Origin of the sequence: Streptomyces sp. NBC_01197 (assembly GCF_036010505.1) — a bacterium.
Lineage (GTDB): Bacteria > Actinomycetota > Actinomycetes > Streptomycetales > Streptomycetaceae > Streptomyces.
The window spans coordinates 5,148,584-5,174,327 of sequence record NZ_CP108569.1; the positions used below are offsets into that span (position 1 = coordinate 5,148,584).

Here is a 25,744-nt window from a genome sequence, read left to right on the forward strand (position 1 = left end):
GCTGTCTGTGTGCTGTCTATGTGCTTGCTGCCTGTGGGCTGTGCTGCGTGTCCTGCGCTGCGTGTGTCCTGTGCCGCTGTCCTGTGCTGCTCCCTACAGTGTCAAGTTCTGCCCGTGAGCGCGCTGTTCTACCGGTACTTAGGTGCGGGAGGTGCCTTGATCCCCTTCAGATCCGCCGAGAGCCACTGCCGGTACGCCTTCATCCAGGGGCTTCCGTCGCCGCCCGCGCGGTAGTCGACGAGCACCTGGTTGACCCGGCGCACCAGATCGTCGTTGCCCAGCTTTGTCGCCACGCCGTAGTACTCGGTGGTGAACGGCTGGCCCTTGAGGTCGACGGCCGGGTCCTGTGCCGCCTGGCCGGCCGCCAGGGCATTGTCCGTGACCACCGCGTCGACCAGGCCCAGTTGGAGCTTGACCAGGCAGTCCAGCTGGTTCGGCACGGTCCGCTGCTCGGCCGGTGTGTCGGCGAAGACCGCGCCGTACGACTTGGCCTTCAGGGCGTCGTACGCCGTCGAGCCCGTCGCCGTGCAGACCCGCTTGCCTCTGAGCGTCTCGTTGTACCCAGTGATCGTGGACCCCTTGGGCGCCAGGACCTGCTGGCCGGCCTGGAAGTACGCGGTGGAGAAAGCGACTTGTCTGACCCGCTCGCAGTTGATCGTCATCGTCCTCACGACGATGTCGACCTTGTTCTCCTGCAACGCTTCGACCCGCTGGTTGGTGGGGATGGCGCGGTAGGTGACCTTGTCCTCGCTGCCCAGGATGTTCTTCGCTATGGCCCGGACGAGAGCGATGTCGAAGCCGTCCAGTCTGCGGGTGGCCGGATCGCGGTATCCCCAGCGGTAGCTGTTCTGGTCGACACCGACGACGAGGTGGCCGGACTTCTTGATCCGGTCGATGGTGGGGCCGTCGGCGCCGGACGGTGTAAGGCTCGCCTCCGGGTCGGTGCAGGTGTCGGCCTTCGCGGGCGAGGCCTGGGCCACCTGCTGACCGCCCGTCCCCGCCCTGCCGCCGGACCCCGCACCGTCGCCGGAACCGCTGCTCAGGATGAGCGGGAGCACGGTCGCGGCCGCGGTCAGCGCACAGGCCGCGGCCATCGCCGTGACGCCGCCCCAGCCGTGGAGCCTGCCGGCCCTCTGATTCAGCACACTGCCCCTCCTCGCCTGGTCCCCGCTCGCCTGGCCGTTGCCCACCTGGCCCCTGCTCACCTGTACTCCGAAAGCCTGCGGCTGATGCCCAGCCCCGCAGCCGCCGCACCGAGCACGGCCAGCACCGCCGCGCCCACCGGAAGCCCGGTCAGCGCACCCCGGCCGTCCGACGCGGCCCGGGTGAACTCCTGCTGCTCATGACCGAGGGCCTGGTCCAGCGCCGCGTCCACCTGGTCGAAGGACTGGCCGGTCGAGCCCGTCCTGCCGATGACCTGTGTGAGTGCCCGGTCGTAGTCGCCACTGTCGTCCGTGCGACGCGCTGCGGCGTGCCGGGTCTTCCAGGTGGCCACGTCGTCCGCTGCGGCTTTCACCGGCTCGCTGCCCGCCTTGTCGTTGGCCAGGCTGTTCGCCCTGTCGAGCCCGCTGACCAGGGAGGCCATGTCCTTGGTGTAGTCGGACTCGTACTGGTCGTGCTTGCCGTCCTTGGTCAGTACGGAGCCGCGCGAGACCAGGGTGAGGTTCTCGTTGGAGCGGGCCTTGAGTGAGCTGATGCGTGCGTCGTTGAGCACCTTCAGCGACTCCTGGCCGTGCTCCCGCGACGTCTGCAGATCGGCGGACGCGACCAGGTGCCCGGCCACCAGCCACAGCAGCACCACGACGGAGGCGGCCGACGCGGCGACCAGGCCGTGGTTGAACAACCGGTTGGTCCGCAGGTAGTTGCGCCGCTGGACGTAGACGAGGCCGCTCAGGGCCAGAATCCCCACCGCGGTGCCGAAGTACGGCCAGAGCGTGGCCGAGTCGTAGTCGTCGTACAGCCGGCCCGTCTCCGCTTCGTAGAGCTTCTCCGCAGCCGGCAGCAGCACCGTGCTCATCTGCTGGTTGGCGTATCGCAAGTAGGCGCCGCCGAGCGGCAGCCCCTGCCGGTTGTTGGCGCGGGCGCGCTCCACCAGCCCCGTGTAGCGCGGGAGCTGCTCGTTGAGCTGGGTGATCTGGCGCCCCGACTCGGTCGAACTGTCCGTGTGCGAAGCGGCCTTGGCCAGCAGCCGGGACGCCGTCGTGATGTCGCTGTCGTACCGGGCGTGCACATCCGCGGGCTCCACGGAGCCCGCCAGGAAGCCGCTCGCCGCGGCGGTGTCCGCGTCGGCCAGCGAGCGGTAGATGTTCGCGGCGTCCGCGCTGAGCGGCTGGCTGCGGCTGACCACGTCGTCGGTGGAGGCGGCCCGGTCGGAGATCTCGAAGGCGGTCACCGCTCCGAAGGCCACGACCAGGGCGGCCACCAGCGTCCCCATGATCCACAGCCGCCCCGGCTCGGTGGTCGCGGCGGCGCGCAGCCGGTCCCGGGACCCCGCCCAGGCGCTGCGTCGCGCGGGCGGCACCGGCGCCCGCCCGGGCGGCGCGGGCGCGGGCATGTGTGACACGGGCGGAGGCGGCTGCGCGGGCGGTGGACCCTGCGCTGTGCCCCCGTTCGGCGGGTGTACCACTCGACCTCCCCCGGTCTGTCACGACCGGTCTGTCACGACCGGTCTGTCACGACCCGTCTGTCACGACCGGTCTGTCACGACCCGTCTCTCACGATCGAACCTTCACGACCGGTCTCTCGATCGAGCCTTCACGATCGGTCTCTCACGGTCCGGCTGTCACGAGTTGTCGGATCTGTGTTTCGCGATTTCACTGGGCTTTCCGGCCATGAACTCCCTGACCGTTCACGAACTCCGTGGCCCGGGAGGACAAGTGCCCGGCCAGCAGTATGGCCGCACGAGCCCCGTACGCACACCAGGATGGGCCGATCTTGATCGATCTGTCGCCTGCCCCTACGCCCGCCTTCTCCTCGGCCTCATCCCCTGCCTGCCCCCACTTCCGTCCCGCGCTCGCCTCGCGACGCCCTCACCTTGAATACGCCGCCGGGATCAATTCGGTTCCCGTTCGAGCCCCGCCGCTCGGGTGTCCCCCGGGGCGCCATCCCAGCGGAAAGCGCACATGAGGGGCGCACGGAGAGGGGGTTGTGCTCCGCTCCGCGCGGAACACAACCCCCCCTACACCCATCGCCCGCACCCCTCAGGCGTACTGCTCCCGGACCCGCGCGTAGGACTCCGCCGGGGCCGCGATCCTGTCCAGGCCCAGCAGGGCGGCGCCGAGCACCGGGGAGGCCGGCACCACCCGGGGGACGGCCTTCGGCGCTCGGTCCGCCAGCAGTTGCCGGATGCGCTCGTCCAACTGCGGGTGCCGGGCGGCCAGTACGCTCCCGCCCAGCAGCACCGGAGTCTCCTCGTCGAGCAGGCCGAGCCGGCCCAGCGCCACCACGGCGAGCGTGACGACCTCCTGCGCCTGCCGCTCGACGACCGAGCGGGCGACCGGGTCACCGGCCGCCGCGGTCGCGAAGAGAACCGGTGCCAGTTCGTGCTTGCGCTCCGCCCGGATATGGCCCAGGTGCAGCGCCTCGATCACGGCGTACATCGTCGGCAATCCGAAGTGCGCGGGTACCGCCCGCATCAGCTCGGTGCGTCCGCCCCGCCCGTCCTCGGCGCGTGCCGCATGGAACAGCGCCTCCTCGGCCAGTCCGCCGCCGCCTCCCCAGTCGCCGGAGATGCGGCCGATCGCGGGGAAGCGGGCGGTGCGTCCGTCGGGTGTCATCCCGACACAGTTGATGCCGGCCCCGCACACGACGGCCACCCCGCGCGGCTCGTCCACGCCCGCGCGCAGGATCGCGAAGGTGTCGTTGCGTACCTCGACCGCCGGGCCCCAGCCGCGTGCCTCGATGGCGGTGGCCAGTTCCCGCTCCTCGACCGGGAGATCGGCGTTGGCCAGACATGCGGAGACGAACGAGGCGTAGGGCGGAGAAACATCCCCACCGGCCGCACCGTCTCCACCTGCGGCAACTCCTCCATCCGCGCCACGGCTCCCCAGTACTGCACAAGCCCCTGCGTGAGCCACGACCGCCTCGATCCCCGCGACCGCCGCCGCCACCGCGACGGCCAGCACGTCCACCGCCGCCTCGACCCCCACCACAGACGGCTGAAAGCCGCCGGAGCGGCCCCGGCCCAGGACGGTGCCATCCGCCGAGATGACGGCCGCGTCCGTCTTGCTGTTGCCGGCGTCGATCGCCAGCACACTTGCTGTCAGGCCCACGCGAAGTGCTCCCGGTTGTGCGCGATGAGCTTGTCCGTCAGCTCGTCGGCATACGCGTACTGCCCGATCAGCGGGTGCGCGAGCAGTGCCCGGAACACCCGGTCCCGGCCGCCGCGCAGCGCGGCTTGCAGGGCGAGGTCCTCGTACGCCGTGACGTTCGCGACCAGACCGGCGTACAGCGGGTCCAGCGCGGGCACGGCCAGCGGCGTCGCGCCACCGCCGTCCACTGTCGCCTGCACCTCGATCACGGCGTCGTCGGGGAGGAAGGGCAGCGTGCCGTTGTTGTACGTGTTGACCACCTGGTACCGGGGCCCTCCCGCCCGTCGCCCACCACCACCCTTGTCCGAGGGGTCTTCGGCCCCGCCCCTCTCTCCTCCCAGCAGCGAGGACGCCAGGTCGACCGCCGCCTCCGAGTAGAAGGCGCCGCCCCGCTTGGCGAGCAGCGCGGGCTTCTCGTCCAGCTTCGGGTCGCCGTACATGGTGAGCAGCTCCTTCTCCATCGCGGCGACCTCGGCGGCCCGCGACGGCTTGCTGCCCAGCTCCCTGACGACCGCGTCGTGCGCGTAGAAGTAGCGCAGGTAGTACGAGGGCACCACCCCGAGCCGGTCCACGACCGGCCGCGGCAGACGCAGGTCGTCGGCTATCGCGTCGCCGTGCTCGCCGAGAAGCTTCGGCAGGATGTCCTCGCCGTCGGGGCCGCCCAGGCGGACACCCAGCTCCCAGCTGAGATGGTTGAGGCCCACGTGGTCGAGGAAGACGTCGGCCGGCGCCACGTCGAGGTGCGCGGCGAACTTCCGCTGGAAGCCGATGGCCACGTTGCAGAGCCCGACGGCTTTGTGCCCGGCCTGGAGCAGCGCCCGGGTGACGATGCCCACCGGGTTGGTGAAGTCGATGATCCAGGCGTCGGGGTTGGTGCGCCGTACGCGCTCGGCGATGTCCAGCACCACCGGCACCGTACGCATCGCCTTGGCCAGGCCGCCGGCGCCCGTCGTCTCCTGCCCGACGCAGCCGCACTCCAGTGGCCAGGTCTCGTCCTGCTGCCGGGCGGTCTGACCGCCGACGCGCAGCTGGAGCAGGACCGCGTCGGCGTCGGCGACGCCCGCGTCGAGGTCCGACGTCGTCGTGATCGCCCCCGGGTGCCCCTGCCTGGCGAAGATCCGCCGGGCGAGGCCGCCCACCAGGTCGAGACGGTCGGCCGCGGGGTCGACGAGTACCAGCTCACTGATCGGCAGCGTGTCCCGCAACCGCGCGAGTCCGTCGATGAGTTCGGGCGTGTAGGTGGACCCGCCCCCCACTACTGCGAGTTTCATTTCAGCTAACCCTTCACTCCGGTCAGTGTGACGCCCTCGACGAATGCCTTCTGTGCGAAGAAGAAGACGAGGATCACAGGGGCCATGACCAGGACGGTCGCGGCCATGGTCAGATTCCAGTCGGTATGGTGTGCGCCCTTGAAGGACTCCAGGCCGTAGGAGAGCGTCCAGGCGGCCGAGTTCTCCGAGGTGTAGATCTGCGGGCCGAAGTAGTCGTTCCAGGCGTAGAAGAACTGGAAGAGCGCGACGGCGGCGATGCCCGGTTTCGCCATCGGGACGATGACCTTCAGCAGCGTGCGGAGCTCGCCGCAGCCGTCGACTTTCGCCGCGTCCATGTATTCGTTGGGGATGGTCAGCAGGAACTGCCGCAGCAGGAAGATGGAGAACGCGTCACCGAACGCCATCGGGATGATCAGCGGCCAGAGCGTGCCCGACAGGTCCAGCTGCTTCGCCCAGAACAGGTACATCGGGATGATGACGACCTGCGGCGGCAGCATCATCATCGAGATGACGAGCATCAGCGACAGCTGCCGGCCGCGGAAGCGGAACTTGGCGAGCGCGTACGCCACGGGCAGCGACGACACCACGGTCAGTACGGTGCCGAGTCCCGCGTACAGCAGGGTGTTCCGCCACCAGGTCAGGAAGCCCGGAGTGTCGAAGACCTTGCGGTAGTTGGACCACTCGAAGGTGTGCGGCCACAGGTCACGGGTGAGCGCCTGCTGGTCGCTCATCAGCGAGGTGAGGATCACGAAGACGAACGGCAGCACGAAGAAGAGCGCGGCGGCCACGCCCAGGGCGTGCACCGCGATCCAGTGCAGCAGAGTCTTGCGGCGGGCGGTCCGCCGGGCGGAGTCGGCGTCATCGTCGTCTCCGCGGGCCCGGAGCGGGGGGTTCTCCGCGACTTGGGTGAGCTGTGTCATGACGGTCAGTCACCTGCCTGTACGAGCCCGCTGCGGCGCCGCATCAGCAGTGCGGTGAACGCCATGGCCAGGGCGAAGAGGACGAGCGCGACCACGCACGCGGAGCCGTAGTCGAAGCGCTGGAAGCCGAGCGTGTAGACGAGCTGCGGCAGGGTCAGCGTGGACTTGTCGGGGAAACCGGGCTGGAACTGCTGCCCGGAGCCGCCGATGATGCCCGACGCCACCTTCCCGGCCACCAGTGGCTGGGTGTAGTACTGCATCGCCTGGATGACCCCGGTGACCACGGCGAACATGATGATCGGCGAGATGTTCGGCAGCGTCACGAACCGGAAGCGCTGCACCGCTGACGCGCCGTCCAGCTCCGCCGCCTCGTACTGCTCCTTGGGTACGTCGAGGAGTGCGGCCATGAAGATCACCATGAGGTCGCCGATGCCCCACACCGCGAGCATGGTGAGCGCGGGCTTCGACCAGGTGGCGTCGGTGAACCAGCCGGGCGTCGGCAGCCCGATGCCGCCGAGTATCGAGTTGACCGGCCCCGTCCCGGGGTTGAGCAGGAAGACGAAGGCCAGCGTCGCGGCGACCGGCGGCGCGAGATACGGCAGGTAGAACAGGGTCCGGAAGATTCCGGCGCCCGTCTTGATCTTCGTGATCAGCATCCCGATGCCGAGCCCGAAGACCACCCGGCAGGCGACCATCACGACCACCAGCCAGAGGGTGTTGCGCATCGCGGGCCAGAAGTCCGGGTACTCGGTGAAGACGTATGTCCAGTTCGTCAGGCCGTTGAAGGACGGGGCCTTGAAGCCGTCGTACTCCGTGAAGGAGAAGTAGACGGTCGAGACCAGCGGGTACACGAAGAAGACGCAGAACCCGATGAGCCAGGGCGACATGAAGGCCGCCGTCCGCACGGCCTCGCGGCGGCGCTTCGAACGTGGGGTGTAAGTGGTCATGGCGAGGCTACTTCGCCTTCTCGTCGTCCTTGTCGATCTGCGACGCGGTCTTCCGCAGACCGGCCCGCAGATCCTTCGCCCTGCCGGACTCGAAGTCGTATCCGAAGTCCTGGAGGGTCACTTGGTAGGTGCCGCCGTTGACCGACGGGGGAGTGGTGTTGGACTGCGGGTCCTGCGCTATGTCCAGGAACGTCTTCAGCCTCGGGTCGAACTTCAGCTTCGGTGACTTGAGCGCGGCCAGCGTGGACGGGATGTTGTGGATGTCGTCGGCGAAGGCCACGACCGCGTCGGTGTCGGTGGTGAGGTACTTCACGAACTCCCAGGAGGCGTTCTGCTTCTTGCTGGTCGACGCGATACCGGCGACGGTGCCGGTGATGTAGCCCTTGCCGTACGAAGCGGCCTGGTCGTCGGGGACCGGCAGCGGCGCGATGCCGATGTCCACCTTCGACTTGGCCTCCTGGGCCATCCCGAGGCGCCACTCGCCGTCGACCTGCATGGCGACCTGGCCGGTCTGGAAGGGGTGCTTGGCGCCCCACTCGTCGCCGAAGGTGGCCCGGTACTTCTCCAGTTTGCCGAAACCGCCCAGCTTCTTCACCAGGTTCCGCTGCCAGGTGAACATCTTCCCGAAGGCGGGGTCCCTGGCGACGTCGGACTTGCCGTCCTTGCCGACGTAAGTGGGGCTCCACTGCGCCACCATGTGGGCAGGTGTCGACTCGTAGCCGTGGAAGGTCGGCATGAAGCCGAGCTGCTGGTACGAGTCGCCCTTGGACTTCGTCAGCTTGACGGCGTCCCGGTCGAACTCGGTCCAGGTCTTCGGCGGGGCGGTGATCCCGGCCTCCCTGAACTCGGCCTTGTTGTAGTAGAGCGCGTACGCGTCGCTGAGCAGCGGCAGGGTGCAGCGCACGCCGTCGAACTGCGTGTAGTCCTGGAGCGGCTTGGAGAAGGTCTTGTCCAGGTCGATCTCCGACTTGGTGAGGAAGGGCTTCAGATCCGCGAAGGCACCGGACGAGCAGAACTTGCCGACGTTGTCGGTGGTGAAGGAGGAGACGACGTCGGGGGCGTCCGAACCGCCGCCGCGCAGCGCCTGGTTGATCTTGTCGTCGGTCATGTTGCCGACGACCTTCACCTTGATGTTCGGGTGGACCTTCTCGAACCGGTCGACGTCCGTCTGTACCGCCTTGACCTCGCTCGCGGCACTCCAGCCGTGCCAGAAGGTGATGGTGGTCCTCGCGTTCACGTCGTCGGTCGCGCCGCCCGAACTCTGGCCCGTACAGGCAGAGGCGAGCAGGGACATGGATGCGGCGGCGACGGCGACCGCGACCGGTCGGCGGTTACTGGGCATGACGGAATCTCCCTCTGGCGGATCTGGGGTGTACGGGGGTACGCGCGAAGCTGCTTGCGGGGAACTCGGGGAAGCGGGACCCGCGGGGAACTCGGGGGGAGCGGACGGGCGAAGTGAAGGGGTACGGCGGGGCGGACCCGGCGCTGCGGGGGTCAGCGGGCCGAGGTGTCGAACACCTCGTCGCGGGTCGTGGCGAGAGCGCTCTCCAACGCTCCGCGCAGGACGGGCTGTTCCCGTACGGAGCCGAGGACGAGCCGGGGCCGGGACGCGGCCAGCTCGACCAGCTCGCGCTGGACGAGCTCCCGCAGCGGTTCGCCGCCTGCGACGATCAGATCGCCGGAGAGAACCAGGAGTTCGGGGTCGAGAACCGCCACCAGCGAGGCGAGACCGGTCGCCACCGCGGTGGCGAAGACCTCAAGGAGGCGGCGGTACGGTCCTCCGTCGGCCCGCGCGGCCTCGGAGATCAGCGCGCTCGCCACCTCGAGGTGCGAACCGCAGCCGATGGCCGCGATGCCCAGCTCCCGGGCCAGCCTGGCCAGTGCCTGGGAGCCGGCGAGTTCCTGGAAGCCGCCCGCGTTGGCCTTGGTCACCTGGCGTACCAGCGGGGCGCCGGGCACCGGCATGAAGCCGACCTCGCCCGCGCCGCCGGTGAAGCCGCGGTGCAGCCGGCCGCCGAGGACGACGGCGGCGCCGACGCCCTCCTCGTTCCAGAGCAGTACGAAGTCCTCGTGGCCTCGGGCCGCTCCCAGCCGCTGTTCGGCGACGGCGGCCAGATTGACGTCGTTCTCGTACTCGACAGGCATCGGCAGCGCGGTCGCCAGCTCGTCGAGCAGGGTGGGGGAGTGCCAGCCGGGCAGATGGGATGCGTACCGCAGCCGGCCGGTGTTCGGGTCGAAGGCGCCGGGGGTGCCGACCACCACGCGCCGCAGATCTGCCCGCACCAGTCCGGCGGCCTTCGTGGCGCCGTCCAGGGCGTCGGTCACCTGCCGGACGACGCCGGTGCCGCGCCTGCCAGGGGTCGCGAGGCGGAACTCGCCGACGGTGCGGCCCGTGATGTCCGCGACGGCGGCCCGGATGCGCTGCGGGTTCACATCGATCCCGGCGGCGTGACCGGCCCCGGCGTTGACCGCGTAGAGCTGCGCGCTCGGTCCCGGGCGGCCCTCACTTGTGCCGGTGGCCACCACTAGCCCGGCGGCCTCCAGGCGCGCCAGCAGCTGGGAGGCGGTCGGCTTGGAGAGCCCGGTCAGCTTGCCGATCTTCGTGCGGGAGAGCGGTCCGTGCTCAAGGAGCAGGTCGAGGGCGGCGCGGTCGTTCATCGCCCGCAGCACGCGTGGGGTTCCTGGAGTCGTGCCACCGGCCATCTCGTACGCACCTGCCCTCGCGCTGCTGTCAGCAATGCACTGTTAGGAAAGTTTCCAATTCGGTGTGAGGAACGTAGGCCGGGGGTCAGCCGGGCGTCAATGGTCTGGGCCGGTCCGGCGGCCAAAGAGTTACCTCGGCACACGAAATGAGCGCCCCGCGTGGCCTGCGGGGCGCTCATGCGTACGGAGAGTGAACGGCGGTACCGGGCGGACTCCGGAAGCAGCCGTCGCCGCTCCGGGCCGCTACTTCGAGAGGTTCTGCGGCGGGATCGGCGACGCGGCGAGCGACTGCGGTGACGTCGGGCTGGCCAGTGCGGACGGGGCCGACACGGCGGCCGACGAGTCCGGCGGCGGCTCCTCGGTGTCGACCGTGACGGGGCCGCCCACGACCGTGATGCCCGCCTCCTCCAGCGCGATCTTGAGCCGCCAGCGCAGCTCCCGCTCCACGCCCAGGGCCTTGCCCGGCATGGTCTTGGCGGAGATCCTGATGACCATCGAGTCCAGCAGTACGGAGTCCAGACCGAGAATCTCGACCGGGCCCCAGAGCTGTTCGTTCCACGGTTCGGACTTGGCCAGATCCTGCCCGACCACGCTGATCACCTCGCGCAGCCGCTCCAGGTTCTCGGTCGGCCTGACCTGGACGTCCACGGCCGCGGTCGCCCAGCCCTGACTGAGGTTGCCGATCCGCTTGATCTCGCCGTTGCGTACGTACCAGATCGCGCCGTTCTCACCGCGCAGTTTGGTCACCCGCAGCCCGACCTCGATCACCTCGCCGGTCGCGACCCCCGCGTCGATGCTGTCCCCGACGCCGTACTGGTCCTCCATGATCATGAAGACACCGGAGAGGAAGTCCGTGACGAGATTGCGCGCACCGAACCCGATCGCGACCCCGGCTACCCCGGCGGACGCGAGCAGTGGCGCCAGATCGATCTTGAGCGTGGAGAGCACCATCAGGGCCGCGGTGCCGAGGATCACGAAGGACGCCACCGAGCGCAGCACCGAACCGATGGCCTCGGAGCGCTGGCGGCGGCGTTCCTGGTTCACCAGAAGACCGCCGAGAGCGGTGCCCTCGACGGCCGTCGCGCTGCGGTTCATGTGCTCTATCAGCCGGGTGAGCGCCCGCCGGACAAGAGAGCGCAGCACGGTGGCGATGAGCAGGATCAGGAGGATCCGCAGGCCGATGGAGAGCCAGGTGGACCAGTTCTGCTGCACCCAGTCGGCGGCATTCGTCGCGGACTTCTGAGCGTTGTCGAGAGTGCCGGCCGTACCGGGCCGAGAGCTGTCACCAGTCGCCAGCGACCAGGTCACGGCTTGCACGGCGTTCACAGCGGAAACCTCCAGGGATGCGGGCGGAACCTCCACACTAACGGCGCATCACCGCTACTTCCGCCGACCTGTCCGGCGGAGAGACCTATCCCACGCGCGGAACCGGCATGAAGGGCTGGGAACCGCTGACAGCCGCTGAAAACTGCCGGGAACGGTGTGCGAACGGTCAGGAACGACCAGGTACGGACGAAAACACTCCGAGCCCGTTACCTGACGTTGGTGGCGCTTCCACCAGGCATGAGGAGAGACTGAGGGCAGATCGTCCCGGCGCGAGCCACGCGCCGCCGGCGTACAAGGAGGCATCCACCGTGCCGCACGTCCTGGTCCTCAACGCGTCGTACGAGCCGCTCGGCGTCGTACCGCTCCGTCGCGCGCTCGTCCTCGTCCTGGAGAACAAGGCAGTCTCCCTGGAGGAATCCGGCGCCTTCATGCACAGTGCCACCCGCATCGTCCCCGCGCCCAGTGTCGTACGGCTGAAGCGGTTCGTGCGCGTCCCCTACCGGGGGCCCGTCCCGCTCACCCGCCGTGCGCTGTTCGCGCGGGACGGCGGCCGCTGTATGTACTGCGGTGGCGTCGCAACCAGCGTCGACCATGTCATTCCGCGCAGCCGCGGCGGGCAGCACCGCTGGGACAACGTGGTGGCCGCGTGCCGCCGCTGCAACCACGTCAAGGCCGACCGGCACCTGCTGGAACTGGGCTGGCGCCTGCGCCACCAGCCCGCCCCGCCCAGCGGCCTCGCCTGGCGCATCATCGGAACCGGTCACCGGGACCCGCGCTGGCTGCCGTATCTGCAGCCGTTCGGCGCGGAGGACGCCATGGCACGGATCGACGGCGTCTCGGCCTGACGGGCGGGCCCCGGTGGCCCGCCGGGGGCCACCGGGGAGCGGTCGCGTCAGCTGCCTGACCGCCGCGAGCGCACGCAGGTCATCGCCTCATCGCCTCGTCAGCTGATGGGCTCGCCGGTTCATCGGCTCAGTTGTCTATCGCTTCACCGGTTCATCACCTCACGTGTTCATCACCTCACAGGTTTATTGCCTCATCGGTTGATCGCTTCATCGGTTCGTACCGTCCGAGCCCAGTCGCCGCATGGGCTTCAGGGCCTTCCCGGGTGCGCGGCGGGGCGGGCGGCGGTGTGCCGGAATTGCCCGATCCGGTGGTGGTGTGGACAATTTCATCTGCGGGGAACGCAATGTGACCCGGCGCACGTTGGTGAGACGAATACGGATGGGGGCGCGCCCGCTGGGTAGGGCTTGAGTCCAACCTCGTCGCCGACCTTACGGAGATTCTCGTGGCCGCTTCTGCGCAGCTTCTGCTCTCGGCCCTGTCCAAACGTGTCCCGGAGACCGTTCCGGAGCTCGTGCCGGACCTGATGCCCGACCCCGACGCGAGCACCAGCTCCATGGAGCTGCCGCTGACCAGCGAGCCCCCGCTCTCCGATGTCGCACCCCTCACCAGCGAACCGCCGCTCGCCGACTTCACCCCGTTGACCAGTGAGCCCACCGCATACGGAACGGCTGCCGGGATCTGACCGCAGCCTGAACGGGGAGTCCGCATGAGCCTTGCCAGGCTCGCCGCGCTGCATGGAGTCGCCACCAGCTACGCACCGTCCGAGGACGTCACCGTCCCGGTCTCCGACACCACCGTCATCGCCGTGCTCGCCGCGCTCGACATCGACGCGTCGACACCGGATGCAGTCAGCGCGGCCCTCGCCCGGCACGAGGCGGCCCTGGCGGGCCGGCTGCTGCCGCCGACCGTGGTGGCCAGGCCCGGTGAGCGCCCCCCGGCCGTGCGCGAGCTCCCGCCCGGCACCCGGCTGCGGATCGAGACCGAGCAGGGCAGCACCCTCGACAAGTGGCAGGAACTGCCGCTCGGCGTGCACCAATTGGATGCCGAGGCGCCCGACGGGCGCACCGTGCGGGCCGTCCTCGTGGTCGCGCCCGAACGGGTGCCGCAGCCGCCCGGCCGCAGCCACGGCTTCCTGGTGCAGCTCTACTCCCTGCTGTCCGCGCGCTCCTGGGGCATGGGTGACCTCGGCGACCTGGCCGAGCTCGCCGCGTGGTCGGGGCGGGTGCACGGCGCCGGATTCGTCCAGGTCAATCCGCTCCACGCGGCAGCGCCCGGAGCGCCCACCGACCCCTCGCCCTACCGGCCGTCGTCGCGGCGCTTCCCGGACCCCGTCCATCTGCGGGTCGAGGCGGTCCCCGAGTACGCGTACGTCGAGGACCGCAGCCATCTCCGCCGGGCCGCCGCGCTGCGGGACGCGGTGCTCCACGGGGGCGCCCTGATCGACCGCGACGCCGTGTGGGCGCTGAAGAAGGAGGCCCTGGAGCTGGTCTACGAGGTGCCGCTCGGCCCCGGCAGACGCGCCGCCTACGCCGACTACCTCGCCGCCCAGGGCCGCCCGCTGGAGGATCACGCCACCTGGTGCGCCCTGGCCGAGGAGCACGGACCCGACTGGCACACCTGGCCCACGCCGCTCCGCGACCCCCGCTCGCACGGGACGGCCCGCGCCCGTGCGGCGCTCCAGCACCGTGTCGACTTCCATATGTGGCTCGCCTGGCTGACCGACGCCCAGCTCGCCTACGCCCAGCGCGCCGCCCGCGAGGCGGGCATGGAGACCGGTCTGGTCCACGACCTCGCCGTCGGAGTGCATCCGGACGGCGCGGACGCCTGGGCCCAGCAGGCCATCTTCGCCGCGGGGATGTCCGTCGGCGCCCCGCCGGACGCCTTCAACGCCCGCGGCCAGGACTGGGGTCTGCCGCCCTGGCGCCCCGACGCGCTCGCGGCGTCCGGCTACGCGCCCTACCGCGGGCTGCTGAGGGGCATCCTGCGGAACGCGGGCGCGCTCCGGATCGACCATGTGATGGGGCTCTTCCGGCTCTGGTGGGTACCGGCGGGCGGCGATCCCACCACAGGAACGTATGTCCGTTATGACGCCGACGCGATGCTGGCCGTACTCGCGCTGGAGGCCCACCGCGCGGGCGCGGCCGTCATCGGCGAGGACCTCGGCACGGTCGAGCCGGGCGTCCGTGAGTCCCTCTCGCGCCGCGGTGTGCTGGGCACTTCGGTGCTCTGGTTCGAGCGGGAGTGGAGCGGTACGGGCCGGCCGCTGGCGCCGGAGAAGTGGCGCGAGGAGTGCGTGGCGACGGCCACCACCCACGACCTGCCGTCCACCGCGGCCCGGCTGACCGGTGAACATGTCGAACTCCGCCACCGCCTGGGCCTCCTGACCCGCCCGCTGGGCCAGGAACAGGCCGAGGACAAGGCCGAACTCGCCGAGTGGCTCGGCTTTCTCTCCCGGCTCGGGCTGCTGCCCGAGGGCGCGGGCGACGAGGAGGGGGAGGTCCGCGCGGTCCACCGCTTCCTGCTGCGCACCCCGGCCCGGATGACGGGCATCTGGCTGCCGGACGCGGTGGGGGACCGCAGGCCGCAGAATCTCCCCGGCACCTGGGACCAGTATCCCAACTGGCGGTTGCCGGTCGCCGACCCGCAGGGCAGGCCCATGACCCTGGAGGAAGTGGCCGCCGCACCCCGTCTGCACCGCCTGATGGCTGAGTTCCGGCCGCGTACGGCACCCCCGGGCGCGCAGACCGTATAGCCGTTCGCTACGTTTGGTCCGTGGACAAGAAGAACGCCGTGCGCGCCGGAGCCGTAGCAGCCGGTACGACGCTGATGATGCTGCTCATGTCGTCCCCCGCGCTCGCGCTGACCCGCGACGACGGCGACGACCCCGGTCCTGGCCTGAGTGTCTTCGACACGATCGGCCTCTTTGTGATCACACCTCTCGTGCTGTTCGGGATCATCGCCGGACTGGTGATGGTCCTCGACAAGTCCCGTAAGAAGGCCTGACACCCGCCCTCTTGACCCGATGTGCCGCGGAGCCGCCCGACCGGCCCCGCGGCACCTCTGCGTTCCGCGGCTGTTGTGCGACTGTTCTGCCCTGCCGTCCGTGGCCGAGGGGGACCGGCGTGGATCGGCGGGGGATAGGTTGCGGGCATGACCGAGTGGGACATCCGGAAGCTCCAGATCCTCCGCACCCTGAGCGAGCGGGGCACCGTCACCGCCACCGCCGAGGCGCTCCGGATGACCCCGTCGGCGGTCTCCCAGCAGCTGTCCAACCTGGCGAAGCAGCTCGGCGTACCGCTGCTCGTGGCCCAGGGCAGACGGGTCAGGCTCACCGACGCGGCCCATCTGGTGCTCCGGCACGCCGAGGCGGTCTTCGCCCAGCTGGAGCGTGCGGACGCCGAACTGGCCGGATACCTCCAGGGGGAGGCCGGCGAGGTCAGGGTGGGCGCCTTCTCCACCGCCGTACCCGCCCTGGTGGTCCCCTCGGTGGCCGCGCTGCGCCGCAGCCACCCCGCCGTCGAGGTCCGCATCCGGGAGGCGGAGGCGGCCGAGGCGTACGAGCTGCTGTCGGGCGGCGACGTCGATCTGGCGATCTCCCTGGCCGCCCACGCCCCGACCGCCCGCGACCCGCGCTTCACTCGCGTACCGCTGCTCGCCGACCCGCTCGACGTGGCGCTGCCCGCCGGGCACCCGCTGGCCTCGGCCGAGGGGCTGCGGCTCGCGGACCTCTCGGGCGAGGCGTGGATCTTCGGTGGCAGCGGCCCTTGGTCGGAGATCACCACAGCGGCCTGCGAGGCCGCCGGATTCGTCCCCGAGCAGGCGCACAGCGCAGCGGGCTGGACAGCGATCCTGGCCATGGTGGAGGCGGAGATGGGGGTCGCGCTGGTGCCCAGGATGGCGGTGGGCGGCGAGCGCCGTACCGGTGTGGTGACCCGGGTGCTCAGTGCCGACCAGCCGCAGCGCCATGTGATCGCCGCGGTACGGCGCGGGGCCGAGGAAGGCGCCGCTGTCGGCCGGGTGCTGGACGCGCTGCGCGAGGTCGCGGACGGGCAGGGCGGCCATCCGTAACCGCCCTGCGCGGGGTCGCGGACGGGCAAGGCGGCTATCCGTGGCTTCGTTCAGATCTACTGAATGGATTCTGTGGAAACTTTCGATGGACGTGATCGTTGGTTCTGAGTGACAGTCGGAGCATGACTTCCACCGATGCAGCGAGCTCCCAGGACCCCCACGCCAACGACGCGGCCCCCTACGGAGGCGGCGACCCGTACGCCGATTACCGCTCTGGGGACCACGCCTTCACCGAGCTGGTCGACCTGGCTGACCGCCGCCTCGGTGCGGGTGTCGTCGCCGCCAACGACGAGTTCTTCGCCGAGCGCGAGAACCTGCTCGTCCGTGAGCGTGCCGTCTTCGACCCCGAGCACTTCGGTCACAAGGGCAAGATCATGGACGGCTGGGAGACCCGCCGCCGGCGTGGGGCGTCCGCCGAGACGCCCTTCCCGACCCCGGACGACCACGACTGGGCGCTCGTCCGTCTCGGCGCCCCCGGCGTCATCCGCGGGATCATCGTCGACACCGCCCACTTCCGCGGCAACTACCCGCAGCAGATATCGGTCCAGGGCGCCACGGTGGAAGGCTCCCCGAGCCCCGAGGAACTGCTCGCCGACGACGTGAAGTGGGAGGAGATCGTCCCGCGCTCCCCCGTGCTCGGCCACGCGGCCAACGCCTTCGAGATCACCGGCGACCGCGTCTACACCCACGTCCGGCTCTGCCAGCACCCCGACGGCGGTGTCGCCCGCCTCCGCGTGCACGGCGAGGTCGTGCCCGACCCCGAGTGGCTCGACCTGCTCTCCACGGTCGACCTGGCCTCGGTGCTCAACGGCGCCGCGTACGAGGACGCGTCGGACCGCTTCTACTCCTCGCCGACCCAGATCATCCTGCCCGGCACCTCCCGCAAGATGGACGACGGCTGGGAGAACCGCCGCCGTCGCGTCCGCGACACCAACGACTGGGTACGGTTCCGGCTGGCCGCCCAGGGCGCCGTACGCGCCGTGGAGATCGACACCGCCTACCTCAAGGGCAACGCCGCCGGCTGGATCGCGCTGAGCGGCCGCGACGGCGAGTCGGGCGAGTGGTTCGAGATCATCCCGCGCACCAAGCTCCAGCCCGACACCCTGCACCGCTTCAAGCTCGCGGCCGAGGCGGTCGTCACGCACGTACGTCTGGACACCTTCCCGGACGGCGGCGTGGCGCGGATGCGCCTGCACGGCACCTTCACCGAGGCCGGCACGGCGGAGCTGCGCCGCCGCTACAACGCGTCCTGACACTCCCGCACCGCTGACACCTCTGTCCGGAGGCCGGGGGGAAACCCGCACAGAGGAAGGGGCGAGTGGTGGGAGGTCCTGCCGGACCTCACACCACCCGCCCCGCATCCAATGTCAGGCGCGTGCCGCGGCAGCGTCCGCCGCCTGGGCTCGCAGCGCCCGCTCCACACCCGAGCGCGACTCGGACACCAGCCGCCGCAGCGCGGCGTTCGGCCCGGCGGACTCCAGCCAGGCGTCCGTCGCGTCCAGCGTCTCCTGCGACACCTGGAGCGCCGGGTAGAGCCCGACCGCGACCTGCTGGGCCATCTCGTGGCTGCGGGACTCCCAGACGTCCTTGACCGCCGCGAAGTACTTCTCCGTGTACGGAGCGAGCACCTCGCGCTGGTCGGTCTGGACGAAGCCGCCGATGACCGCTTCCTGGACAGCGTTGGGGAGCTGGTCGGACTCCACGACCGACGCCCACGCCTCCGCCTTGGCGGCCTCCGTCGGACGCGCGGCACGGGCGCTCGCCGCGTGCCGCTCACCCGCAGAGGTCCGGTCGCGCTGCAGCTCGGCCGTGATCTCCTCCTCGTCGAACCTGCCGACAGCGGCCAGCCGGTGCACGAACGCCCAGCGCAGCTCGGTATCGACGGCAAGTCCCTCGATCGACTCCTCACCCTCCAGCAGCGCGCCCAGCAGATCGAGCTGGAGCGGCGTACGCGCGGTCCCGGCGAAGGCGCGGGCCCACGCCAGCTGGTGGTCGCTGCCCGCCTCAGCGGCCCGCAGATGCGCCAGCGTCGCGTCCGTCCACTGGGTCAGACCGGCCTCGCGCCAGGCGGGGTCCGCGTACAGGTCGAGCGCCAGCTTCACCTGGCGGTGCAGCGACTGGACGACGCCGATGTCCGACTCCTTGGCGATACCGGACAGGACGAGTGCCAGGTAGTCGCGGGTGGCCAGCTCGCCGTCGCGGGTCATGTCCCAGGCGGAGGCCCAGGACAGGGCGCGCGGCAGCGACTCGGCGAAGTCACCGAGGTGCTCGGTGACGACGCGCAGCGACTCCTCGTCGAGGCGCACCTTCGCGTACGACAGGTCGTCGTCGTTGAGCAGGATCACCGCGGGGCGCGGGGTGTCCTGCGGGAACGGCACCTCGGTGCGTTCGCCTTCGACGTCCAGCTCGATCCGGTCCGTACGGACGAGCTTGCCGTCCTCGTTCAGGTCGTAGCAGCCGATGGCGATGCGGTGCGGGCGCAGCGTCGGCTTGCCCTTGGCGCCGGCGGGCAGCTCGGGCGCCTCCTGCCGTACGGCGAAGGAGGTGATGTGGCCGGCGCCGTCGACCTCGATCTCCGGGCGCAGGACGTTGATCCCCGCGGTCTCCAGCCACGCCGTCGACCAGGCCTTCAGATCGCGCCCCGAGGTCTTCTCCAGCGCGCCGAGCAGGTCCGAGAGGCGGGTGTTGCCGAAGGCGTGCTCCTTGAAGTACGCCTGTACGCCCCGGAAGAACTCGTCCATGCCGACATAGGCGACGAGCTGCTTGAGTACGGACGCGCCCTTGGCGTACGTGATGCCGTCGAAGTTGACCAGCACGTCGTCCAGGTCGGTGATGTCGGCCATGATCGGGTGCGTGGACGGCAGCTGGTCCTGGCGGTACGCCCAGGTCTTCATGGAGTTGGCGAACGTCGTCCATGACTGCGGCCACTTGGAGCCGTCGGCGTACGCCTGGCACGCGATCGAGGTGTACGTGGCGAACGACTCGTTCAGCCAGAGGTCGTTCCACCACTCCATGGTGACCAGGTCGCCGAACCACATGTGCGCCAGCTCGTGCAGGATCGTCTCGGCGCGCGTCTCGTACGCGGCGTCGGTGACCTTGGAGCGGAAGACGTACTGGTCGCGAATTGTCACCGCGCCCGCGTTCTCCATCGCGCCGGCGTTGAACTCCGGCACGAAGAGCTGGTCGTACTTGGCGAACGGGTACGCGTAGTCGAACTTCTCCTGGAACCAGTCGAAGCCCTGCCGGGTGACGTCGAAGATCGCGTCCGAGTCGAGGAACTCGGCCAGCGAGGGGCGGCAGTAGATCCCGAGCGGGACGGACACGCCGTCCTTCTCGTAGCTGCTGTGCACCGAGTGGTACGGGCCGACGACGAGAGCCGTGATGTACGTCGAGATGCGCGGTGTCGCCTCGAACTCCCAGACGTGGTCGCGCGGTTCGGGCGTCGGCGAGTTGGAGATCACGGTCCAGCCCTCGGGGGCCTTCACCGTGAACTGGAACGTCGCCTTCAGGTCCGGCTGTTCGAAGTTGGGGAAGACGCGCCGCGCGTCGGCGACCTCGAACTGGGTGTACAGGTACGCCTGGTCGTCGACCGGGTCGACGAAGCGGTGCAGGCCCTCACCGGTGTTGGTGTACGCGCAGTCCGCGACGACCCGCAGCTCGTTCTCGCCGGCGAGCAGCCCGGAGAGCGCGATGCGCGAGTCCTTGAAGACGGCGGCGACATCCAGGGGCGTGCCGTTCAGGACGGCCTCGTGCACGGTCGGCGCGATGAGGTCGATGAAGGTCTCGGCCCCGGCCTCCGCGCTCCGGAAGCGCACGGTGGTCACGGACCGGTAGGTGCCTCCCTCCTGAGCGCCGCTGAGGTCGAGGTCGATCCCGTACGAGTCAACGGTGAGGAGGCTCGCGCGCTGCCGTGCCTCTTCGCGGGTCAGATTTGTGCCGGGCACCCGGGTCATCTCCTCGGTATGTGACGTTTCCGCTCATCCTTCCACGCCCCGCGGCATCCGAGTGGGCCGGATGGGACGGAGCGGGGCGGGCCTCGCCGCCGGGAGCGGGCGTGCGGTGGCAAGAAAGGTGCTACCGAAGGTAGGATTAGTGGTATGAAGATCAGTGTGAGCCTGCCGCAGGAGGATGTCGCGCTCCTGGACCGATACGCGGCGGACACCGGCAAGCTCTCCCGGTCCGCGGTGATACACCACGCGATCGAGCTGCTGCGCAGCTCAAGGCTGGAAGCGGACTACGCGGAGGCGTGGGACGAGTGGGAAGCCGGCGAGGACGCCGCACTGTGGGAACGGACCGCGGGGGACGGGGTGTCCGGTGCGCAGAGGTGACGTCTACCTGATCGATCTCGAACCGGGCCGGGGGAGCGAAGCGAACAAGGCACGCCCGGCGGTCGTCGTGTCCAACGACGCCGCCAACCAGTCGGTGGAGCGCACCGGCCGCGGAGTCGTCACCGTCGTACCCGTGACCTCGAACACGGCGAGGGTCTTTCCCTTTCAGGTCCTTCTCAGGGCGGCGGAGTCAGGCCTCGTACAGGATTCCAAGGCCCAGTGCGAGCAGGTCCGTGCTGTCGCGGTGGAGCGGCTGCTGCGCCGGATCGGCAGTGTGCCGCCGCAACGGCTGTCCGAGCTGGACACGGCATTGCGGCGGCACCTGGCACTCTGAGGGTGGGTGGCTCAGCCGCGCAGCTCCGCCGCCACCAGCTCCGCGATCTGGACGGCGTTCAGCGCGGCGCCCTTGCGGAGGTTGTCGTTCGAGACGAAGAGGGCGAGGCCGTTCTCCACGGTCTCGTCGTTGCGGATACGGCCCACGTACGACGGGTCCGTACCGGCGGCCTGGAGGGGGGTCGGGATCTCGGAGATCTCCACACCCGGGGCCGCCTCCAGCAGCTCGTAGGCGCGCTCCACCGTGAGGGGGCGGGCGAAGCGTGCGTTGATCTGGAGGGAGTGGCCGGAGAAGACCGGGACCCGGACGCAGGTGCCGGAGACCTTCAGCTCGGGGATCTCCAGGATCTTGCGGGACTCGTTGCGGAGCTTCTGCTCCTCGTCCGTCTCGAAGGACCCGTCCTCGACGATCGAACCGGCCAGCGGCAGCACGTTGAAGGCGATCGGGCGCTTGTAGACGCCGGGCTCGGGGAAGTCCACCGCGCTGCCGTCGTGCGTCAGCCGGTCGGCTTCGGGGACGACCTTGGACGCCTGGCCGTGCAGCTCGGCGACACCGGCCACACCCGAGCCGGAAACGGCCTGGTAGGTGGCGACGATCAGCGCCTCGAGACCGGCCTCGTCGTGCAGCGGGCGCAGCACCGGCATCGCGGCCATCGTCGTGCAGTTCGGGTTGGCGATGATGCCCTTGGGGCGGTCGGCGATGGCGTGCGGGTTGACCTCGGAGACCACCAGCGGTACCTCGGGGTCGCGGCGCCAGGCGGAGGAGTTGTCGATCACGACGGGTCCCTGCGCGGCGACCTTCTCCGCGAGCGCCTTGGAGGTGGCGCCGCCCGCCGAGAAGAGCACGATGTCCAGCCCCGAGTAGTCGGCCGTGGCCGCGTCCTCGACGGTGATGCCCTTGCTCTGCCAGGCGAGGGTGGTGCCCGCGGAGCGCACGGAGGCGAACAGCCGCAGCTCGTCGACCGGGAACTCCCGCTCAGCGAGGATCTTGCGCATGACTGTGCCGACCTGACCGGTGGCTCCGACGATTCCGACCCTCACGGTGACTCCTCCGTACTCACTGCGCACCTGCTGCGCGTCATTGCTGGCCATGGGCGGCCACGGCCGATCACACCATCATGCGTACGACCGGCGGCGCCTTGTCCAATCCATTGTCCGGGGAACGGACAGCGGGGCGGGCGCCGATCCTGGCGCCTGCCCCGCTCCCCTGTTGTTCACACCTTATTCCGCCCGGTTACGGCGTTTCACACAGTTACGGTGTGACCTTCGCGATCCGGACGCTGCCCGTGCCCGCGACCGTACCGCCGGCGTTCAGCAGCTGCACCTGGCCGAAGAGCTCGCGTCCGGCGGGTGCCGGTCCGGCGGCGACGATCCGGGCACCGAGCCCGGCCGACGCCCCGGTGGCGAGCTTCACCGTCTTCGACGCGTCGACCTCGACCGAGCCGAGCGACGGGGCGAAGTACACATCGCGGTAGCTGTACACCGTCGACCCGGCCGGGACCGCGTAGGCGTCCACCTCGACGGTGTACGTACCGGCGGCCGGCTTCAGCAGGCTGACCGACTCGTCAGAGCCGCCGGCCGCGGACGAGCCGACCTGGGTGGCGCCCCGGTAGACGTAGAGATCCAGGTCGGCGCCGGTGTCGGAGGTCCCGCCGATGGACACGTCGAACCGGTCGACGCCTTCGGGGACGGTGACCGTGGTGGTCCGGCTCTCGCCCTCCTCGAGGGTCGGCGTCGCATCCTCGGACGAGCCGAGCGGGCCGCCCCTCAGCTTGCCCTCGATGGCGGCGAAGCCGTTACGTACCGTCCAGTCGACCGGGGCCGGAGTGCCCGTCCTGGCCTCGGGGAGGGTCTGGACGGCCGGGTCGAAGGCGGCGCCGAGCAGCGCCACATCCAGCTTGTACGGGTTGTCGAGGTAGGGAGAGGTACGGCGGGCCTCGACCTCGATCTCCCAGACACCGGGCGCCGGGTCCGGGTAGGAGCGCAGCTCCGGACGGCAGGTGTTGGCCGGGTTGTCGTAGTTCGGGTAGCAGCTGGGCGTCCCGGTATCGTCCACCGGAACCCCGTACGGGTGGATCGAGATGAACCGCGTCTGGCTGCCCGACCGCAGCGCGCTCATCCCGACCTCAAGGGCCTTGGCGCCCTCCGGCACCGTCAGGAAGTACGACGTGGTGCTGTTGCGCTGCACCGAGCCGGAGTGCTTGACGGTGTACGAGGGCTTGGCGAGCGGCTCCGATACGACCACGGTGGTCATGATCTGCTGGTCGGTGCCCACCGTCCTCGGGTCGTCGAGCTGGAGGATGGCGCTGTGCACCCCTGCCGATGCGGGCTTCGCCCGGACGGTCACGGTCACCGCCCTGTTCAGCGCCAGGGACACCTGGGCCGGCCCGGCCAGCGAGAAGGTGCCGTCGTTGTTCCGGAAGGACAGCCGGTGCGCGACGGGCCGGTCGGGCCCGGTGGTCCGCACGACGGTGACCTTGTACGTCTTCTGCTGCCCGGCCTTCAGACCGCCCTCGCGGTCGTAGATGCCGGCGCCGTGCCCGGGGGTCTTCAGGGCCTCGTCGATCGCGGTGTCGACCGGAGCGTCGACCCGGTACTCGTGCGCGGGACCCTGCCGGGAGTCCGCGCTCTTCCTGATGGTCTTCCAGGCGCCGATGATGTTGATCAGGCCCGCGCCCTCGGCGTGCGCCGGTACGCCCTTGATGTGGGTGGCGGTGCTGGTGAGCGCGGTACGCAGATCGGCCGGGGGCAGCTCGATGTGCTGCTGCTTCGCGGCCGAGAGGAGCAGCGCGCCGGCGCCTGCGGCCTGGGGGGAGGCCATCGAGGTGCCCTGGAGCATCGAGTACCCGGCGGGCAGCGGGTAGCCCGCCTCCTTCACCGGAGCGCCGGGGAGCCAGGTCTGGGTGGAGTTGATGGCCGCGCCGGGCGCCGAGAGCGTCGGGGTGAAGCCGCCGTCCTCACGCGGGCCGCGCGAGGAGAACGGCATCATGTCGTTCTTCTTCGTCACGCCTGACCCGTAGTCGGCCGCCCAGGTCTCCTTGGAGACGGTCGCGCCGACGGAGATCACGTGGTCGGCCAGGCCGGGGTCGCCGATGGTGTTGACGCCGGGGCCCTCGTTGCCCGCCGAGATGACGAGCTGGACGCCGTAGGTGTCGATGAGGCGCTTGTAGAGCTCGTCCCGCGCGTTGTTGCCGTCGTTGAGCGGTGGCAGCCCTCCGATCGACATGTTCACGATGTCCACGCCGCGGTTGACGACCAGATCGATCATGCCTTCGGTGAGGGCGACGTTGGTGCAGCCGCCGCTCCAGGTGCAGGCACGCGACGAGACGATCTTCGCGCCGGGCGCCGCACCGTTCATCGCGCCCCCGAACAGGCCGTTCGCCGCGGTGATGCCCGCGACATGGGTGGCGTGTTCGCTCTGGATGACACCGATGTTGACGTAGTCGGAGGTGTCGCCCGCCGCGTTGTAGACGACGTTCTTCCGGTTCTCGACCACGAAGGGGACGCGCTCGACGACATCCGTCTTCGGATCGTCCTTGCCGAAGTAGCCGATCTGGAACTTGTCCTTGTACGGCTTCATCGCGACGTCGTCGGTGAAGTCACCGTCGCCGTTCAGATCCACCCGCACGGTCCCCGCGGCCGGGTCGTACAGCACGCCCCACACGTCGCTGGTGTCGCCGTCCCGGTTGAGGTCGCCCGCCTCGTCGCCGCCGGTGGTGACCTTCTCGGCGAAGGTCTGGAAGCGGTACGAACCGGCCGGAGCCTGCCAGGTGCGGCCCGCCGCGGTGAAGGACGGGCCGGTCACGGCGGTGTTCATCCGCAGCCAGGTGCCGTCGCCGTCGGAGACCGGGTCCGTCGCGGTCACCCAGTCGGTGATCTTCCGCTCGCCGGTGCTGGTCTTCCGCAGCGCGGGGTGGCCCAGGTCGACACCGGAGTCGAGGATGCCGATGCTCACACCCCGGCCGTCGGACTCCGGGTGCTGCTTCACGAAGTCCACCGCGCCCGTCTCGAAGGACGGGTTGTACGGGTTCCTGGCCGGGGTGTTCCGGCCCGGAGCGCCGTAAGGTCCGGCCGACGCACTGGACTTGGCGCCCTTCGCGGTGTCACCCGCCGGGGTCGGGTCGTCCAGCTCGATCTCCTGCTTGAGGTCGATGCCGTGGACGGATGAGAGCTTCCCGGCCGCCTTGACGGCCGCACCCGCACTCGGAGTCGGCAGGGTGGCCCGTACGTAACCCAGCTTGTCGTCGGTCCTGCCGACGATCGCGCCGGGTACGGCATCGAACTGCTTGCGCACCTGGGCGGTCGCGCCCGGGGCGGTGGCGACCATGACGGTCACGGACTTCGTACCGTCCTGCTCGGCCCGGCCGAGCAGCTGCGCGTCGGACGCACCGAGCTTGTCCGACGCGGACCCGGCAGGCTTCGCGGCCTTCGCACCGGCGGGCGCGGGCCTGTCCTGACCTGCGGCGGCGACCGCGGGCGCGACGCCGGCCGCGGCGAGGGCGAGAACCACGCCCGCGGCGGCGGCGACCCGGGCCGTGCGTCTCGCCCGGGTTATGGAGCTGGAGAATTCGAGGCTCATCTACATCCCTGTATGTGGAAGAAAAGGTCCGGAATCCGGAGCTTGATGACCGGAGCTTTACCTAAATGACCCTCTCTTGGGGAGAGTTGCCCGCCGGGAGGCCGCCCCTTGGC

Annotated in this window: 20 protein-coding genes; 8 read left to right on the top strand and 12 right to left on the bottom strand. The window is 70.2% G+C overall.

Annotated elements, in window-relative coordinates:
* Nucleotides 1-128: 128 nt before the first annotated feature.
* The 9 genes from OG452_RS23585 to OG452_RS23625 all read right to left on the bottom strand — a co-directional run bounded on the left by OG452_RS23585 (nt 129) and on the right by OG452_RS23625 (nt 11,459).
* Nucleotides 129-1,094, bottom strand: coding sequence for a glutamate ABC transporter substrate-binding protein (locus tag OG452_RS23585; protein WP_327299747.1), 966 nt, complete (start codon nt 1,092-1,094; stop codon nt 129-131).
* 107 nt (nt 1,095-1,201) lie between these two features.
* Nucleotides 1,202-2,626: a hypothetical protein gene (locus OG452_RS23590; protein ID WP_405561069.1), complete on the bottom strand. Its 1,425-nt coding sequence runs from the start codon at nt 2,624-2,626 to the stop codon at nt 1,202-1,204.
* A gap of 574 nt (nt 2,627-3,200) precedes the next feature.
* Nucleotides 3,201-4,271, bottom strand: coding sequence for an N-acetylglucosamine kinase (locus tag OG452_RS23595; protein ID WP_327297580.1), 1,071 nt, complete (start codon nt 4,269-4,271; stop codon nt 3,201-3,203).
* Nucleotides 4,262-5,581 (bottom strand): 6-phospho-beta-glucosidase, encoded by a 1,320-nt coding sequence (locus OG452_RS23600; RefSeq protein ID WP_327297581.1) that lies wholly within the window; start codon nt 5,579-5,581, stop codon nt 4,262-4,264. Before OG452_RS23600 ends, OG452_RS23595 begins: the two co-directional genes overlap by 10 nt.
* Before the next feature lie 5 nt (nt 5,582-5,586).
* The gene (locus tag OG452_RS23605) at nt 5,587-6,501 is read right to left on the bottom strand and encodes a carbohydrate ABC transporter permease (RefSeq protein ID WP_327297582.1); all 915 of its coding nucleotides are present in this window, start codon (nt 6,499-6,501) and stop codon (nt 5,587-5,589) included.
* A gap of 5 nt (nt 6,502-6,506) precedes the next feature.
* Nucleotides 6,507-7,448 carry a carbohydrate ABC transporter permease gene (locus tag OG452_RS23610; RefSeq protein ID WP_327297583.1) on the bottom strand — a complete coding sequence of 314 codons (942 nt, stop codon included), beginning with the start codon at nt 7,446-7,448 and terminating at the stop codon, nt 6,507-6,509.
* A 7-nt stretch (nt 7,449-7,455) separates the two neighbouring features.
* The gene (locus OG452_RS23615) at nt 7,456-8,790 is read right to left on the bottom strand and encodes an ABC transporter substrate-binding protein (RefSeq protein ID WP_327297584.1); all 1,335 of its coding nucleotides are present in this window, start codon (nt 8,788-8,790) and stop codon (nt 7,456-7,458) included.
* A gap of 152 nt (nt 8,791-8,942) precedes the next feature.
* Entirely contained in the window at nt 8,943-10,151 is a 1,209-nt protein-coding gene (locus OG452_RS23620) for an ROK family transcriptional regulator (RefSeq protein WP_327297585.1), read from the bottom strand.
* A gap of 243 nt (nt 10,152-10,394) precedes the next feature.
* The gene (locus tag OG452_RS23625; protein WP_405565376.1) at nt 10,395-11,459 is read right to left on the bottom strand and encodes a mechanosensitive ion channel family protein; all 1,065 of its coding nucleotides are present in this window, start codon (nt 11,457-11,459) and stop codon (nt 10,395-10,397) included.
* A gap of 326 nt (nt 11,460-11,785) precedes the next feature.
* On the opposite strand from OG452_RS23625, the gene OG452_RS23630 reads away from it, so the two are divergent.
* The 6 genes from OG452_RS23630 (at nt 11,786) to alc (ending at nt 17,644) form a co-directional block, all read left to right on the top strand.
* Nucleotides 11,786-12,322, top strand: a complete 537-nt coding sequence (locus OG452_RS23630) for an HNH endonuclease (RefSeq protein WP_164265239.1) — start codon at nt 11,786-11,788, stop codon at nt 12,320-12,322.
* 443 nt (nt 12,323-12,765) lie between these two features.
* A complete protein-coding gene (locus tag OG452_RS23635; protein WP_327297586.1) occupies nt 12,766-13,005 on the top strand; it encodes a hypothetical protein in 240 nt (79 codons plus the stop codon).
* 24 nt (nt 13,006-13,029) lie between these two features.
* Nucleotides 13,030-15,075: a 4-alpha-glucanotransferase gene (malQ, locus tag OG452_RS23640; protein WP_327297587.1), complete on the top strand. Its 2,046-nt coding sequence runs from the start codon at nt 13,030-13,032 to the stop codon at nt 15,073-15,075.
* A gap of 20 nt (nt 15,076-15,095) precedes the next feature.
* Nucleotides 15,096-15,326: a hypothetical protein gene (locus OG452_RS23645; protein ID WP_164265242.1), complete on the top strand. Its 231-nt coding sequence runs from the start codon at nt 15,096-15,098 to the stop codon at nt 15,324-15,326.
* 147 nt (nt 15,327-15,473) lie between these two features.
* Entirely contained in the window at nt 15,474-16,391 is a 918-nt protein-coding gene (locus tag OG452_RS23650; RefSeq protein ID WP_327297588.1) for a LysR family transcriptional regulator, read from the top strand.
* A gap of 122 nt (nt 16,392-16,513) precedes the next feature.
* A complete protein-coding gene (gene alc / locus OG452_RS23655) occupies nt 16,514-17,644 on the top strand; it encodes an allantoicase (RefSeq protein ID WP_327297589.1) in 1,131 nt (376 codons plus the stop codon).
* Nucleotides 17,645-17,758: 114 nt separating this feature from the next.
* On the opposite strand, the gene pepN is transcribed toward alc, so the two are convergent.
* Nucleotides 17,759-20,335, bottom strand: coding sequence for an aminopeptidase N (pepN, locus tag OG452_RS23660; protein WP_327297590.1), 2,577 nt, complete (start codon nt 20,333-20,335; stop codon nt 17,759-17,761).
* A gap of 153 nt (nt 20,336-20,488) precedes the next feature.
* On the opposite strand from pepN, the gene OG452_RS23665 reads away from it, so the two are divergent.
* Nucleotides 20,489-20,719, top strand: coding sequence for a ribbon-helix-helix domain-containing protein (locus OG452_RS23665; RefSeq protein ID WP_327297591.1), 231 nt, complete (start codon nt 20,489-20,491; stop codon nt 20,717-20,719).
* Nucleotides 20,706-21,053 carry a type II toxin-antitoxin system PemK/MazF family toxin gene (locus OG452_RS23670; RefSeq protein WP_327297592.1) on the top strand — a complete coding sequence of 116 codons (348 nt, stop codon included), beginning with the start codon at nt 20,706-20,708 and terminating at the stop codon, nt 21,051-21,053. Before OG452_RS23665 ends, OG452_RS23670 begins: the two co-directional genes overlap by 14 nt.
* A gap of 11 nt (nt 21,054-21,064) precedes the next feature.
* Here the strand turns inward: OG452_RS23670 and OG452_RS23675 are convergent, their stop codons facing one another.
* Together OG452_RS23675 and OG452_RS23680 are read right to left on the bottom strand one after the other, a co-directional pair.
* Nucleotides 21,065-22,093 (bottom strand): aspartate-semialdehyde dehydrogenase, encoded by a 1,029-nt coding sequence (locus OG452_RS23675; protein ID WP_327297593.1) that lies wholly within the window; start codon nt 22,091-22,093, stop codon nt 21,065-21,067.
* A gap of 211 nt (nt 22,094-22,304) precedes the next feature.
* Nucleotides 22,305-25,631 carry a S8 family serine peptidase gene (locus tag OG452_RS23680; RefSeq protein WP_327297594.1) on the bottom strand — a complete coding sequence of 1,109 codons (3,327 nt, stop codon included), beginning with the start codon at nt 25,629-25,631 and terminating at the stop codon, nt 22,305-22,307.
* Nucleotides 25,632-25,744 lie beyond the last annotated feature (113 nt).

Bases quoted from the DNA above. Each gene is read 5' to 3' on its own strand.
- OG452_RS23585 (WP_327299747.1), bottom strand. From the start codon at position 1,094: ATGGCCGCGGCCTGTGCGCTGACCGCGGCCGCGACCGTGCTCCCGCTC.
- OG452_RS23600 (WP_327297581.1), bottom strand. From the start codon at position 5,581: ATGAAACTCGCAGTAGTGGGGGGCGGGTCCACCTACACGCCCGAACTC.
- OG452_RS23605 (WP_327297582.1), bottom strand. From the start codon at position 6,501: ATGACACAGCTCACCCAAGTCGCGGAGAACCCCCCGCTCCGGGCCCGC.
- OG452_RS23610 (WP_327297583.1), bottom strand. From the start codon at position 7,448: ATGACCACTTACACCCCACGTTCGAAGCGCCGCCGCGAGGCCGTGCGG.
- OG452_RS23615 (WP_327297584.1), bottom strand. From the start codon at position 8,790: ATGCCCAGTAACCGCCGACCGGTCGCGGTCGCCGTCGCCGCCGCATCC.
- OG452_RS23620 (WP_327297585.1), bottom strand. From the start codon at position 10,151: ATGGCCGGTGGCACGACTCCAGGAACCCCACGCGTGCTGCGGGCGATG.
- malQ (WP_327297587.1), top strand. From the start codon at position 13,030: ATGAGCCTTGCCAGGCTCGCCGCGCTGCATGGAGTCGCCACCAGCTAC.
- OG452_RS23650 (WP_327297588.1), top strand. From the start codon at position 15,474: ATGACCGAGTGGGACATCCGGAAGCTCCAGATCCTCCGCACCCTGAGC.
- alc (WP_327297589.1), top strand. From the start codon at position 16,514: ATGACTTCCACCGATGCAGCGAGCTCCCAGGACCCCCACGCCAACGAC.
- OG452_RS23665 (WP_327297591.1), top strand. From the start codon at position 20,489: ATGAAGATCAGTGTGAGCCTGCCGCAGGAGGATGTCGCGCTCCTGGAC.
- OG452_RS23680 (WP_327297594.1), bottom strand. From the start codon at position 25,631: ATGAGCCTCGAATTCTCCAGCTCCATAACCCGGGCGAGACGCACGGCC.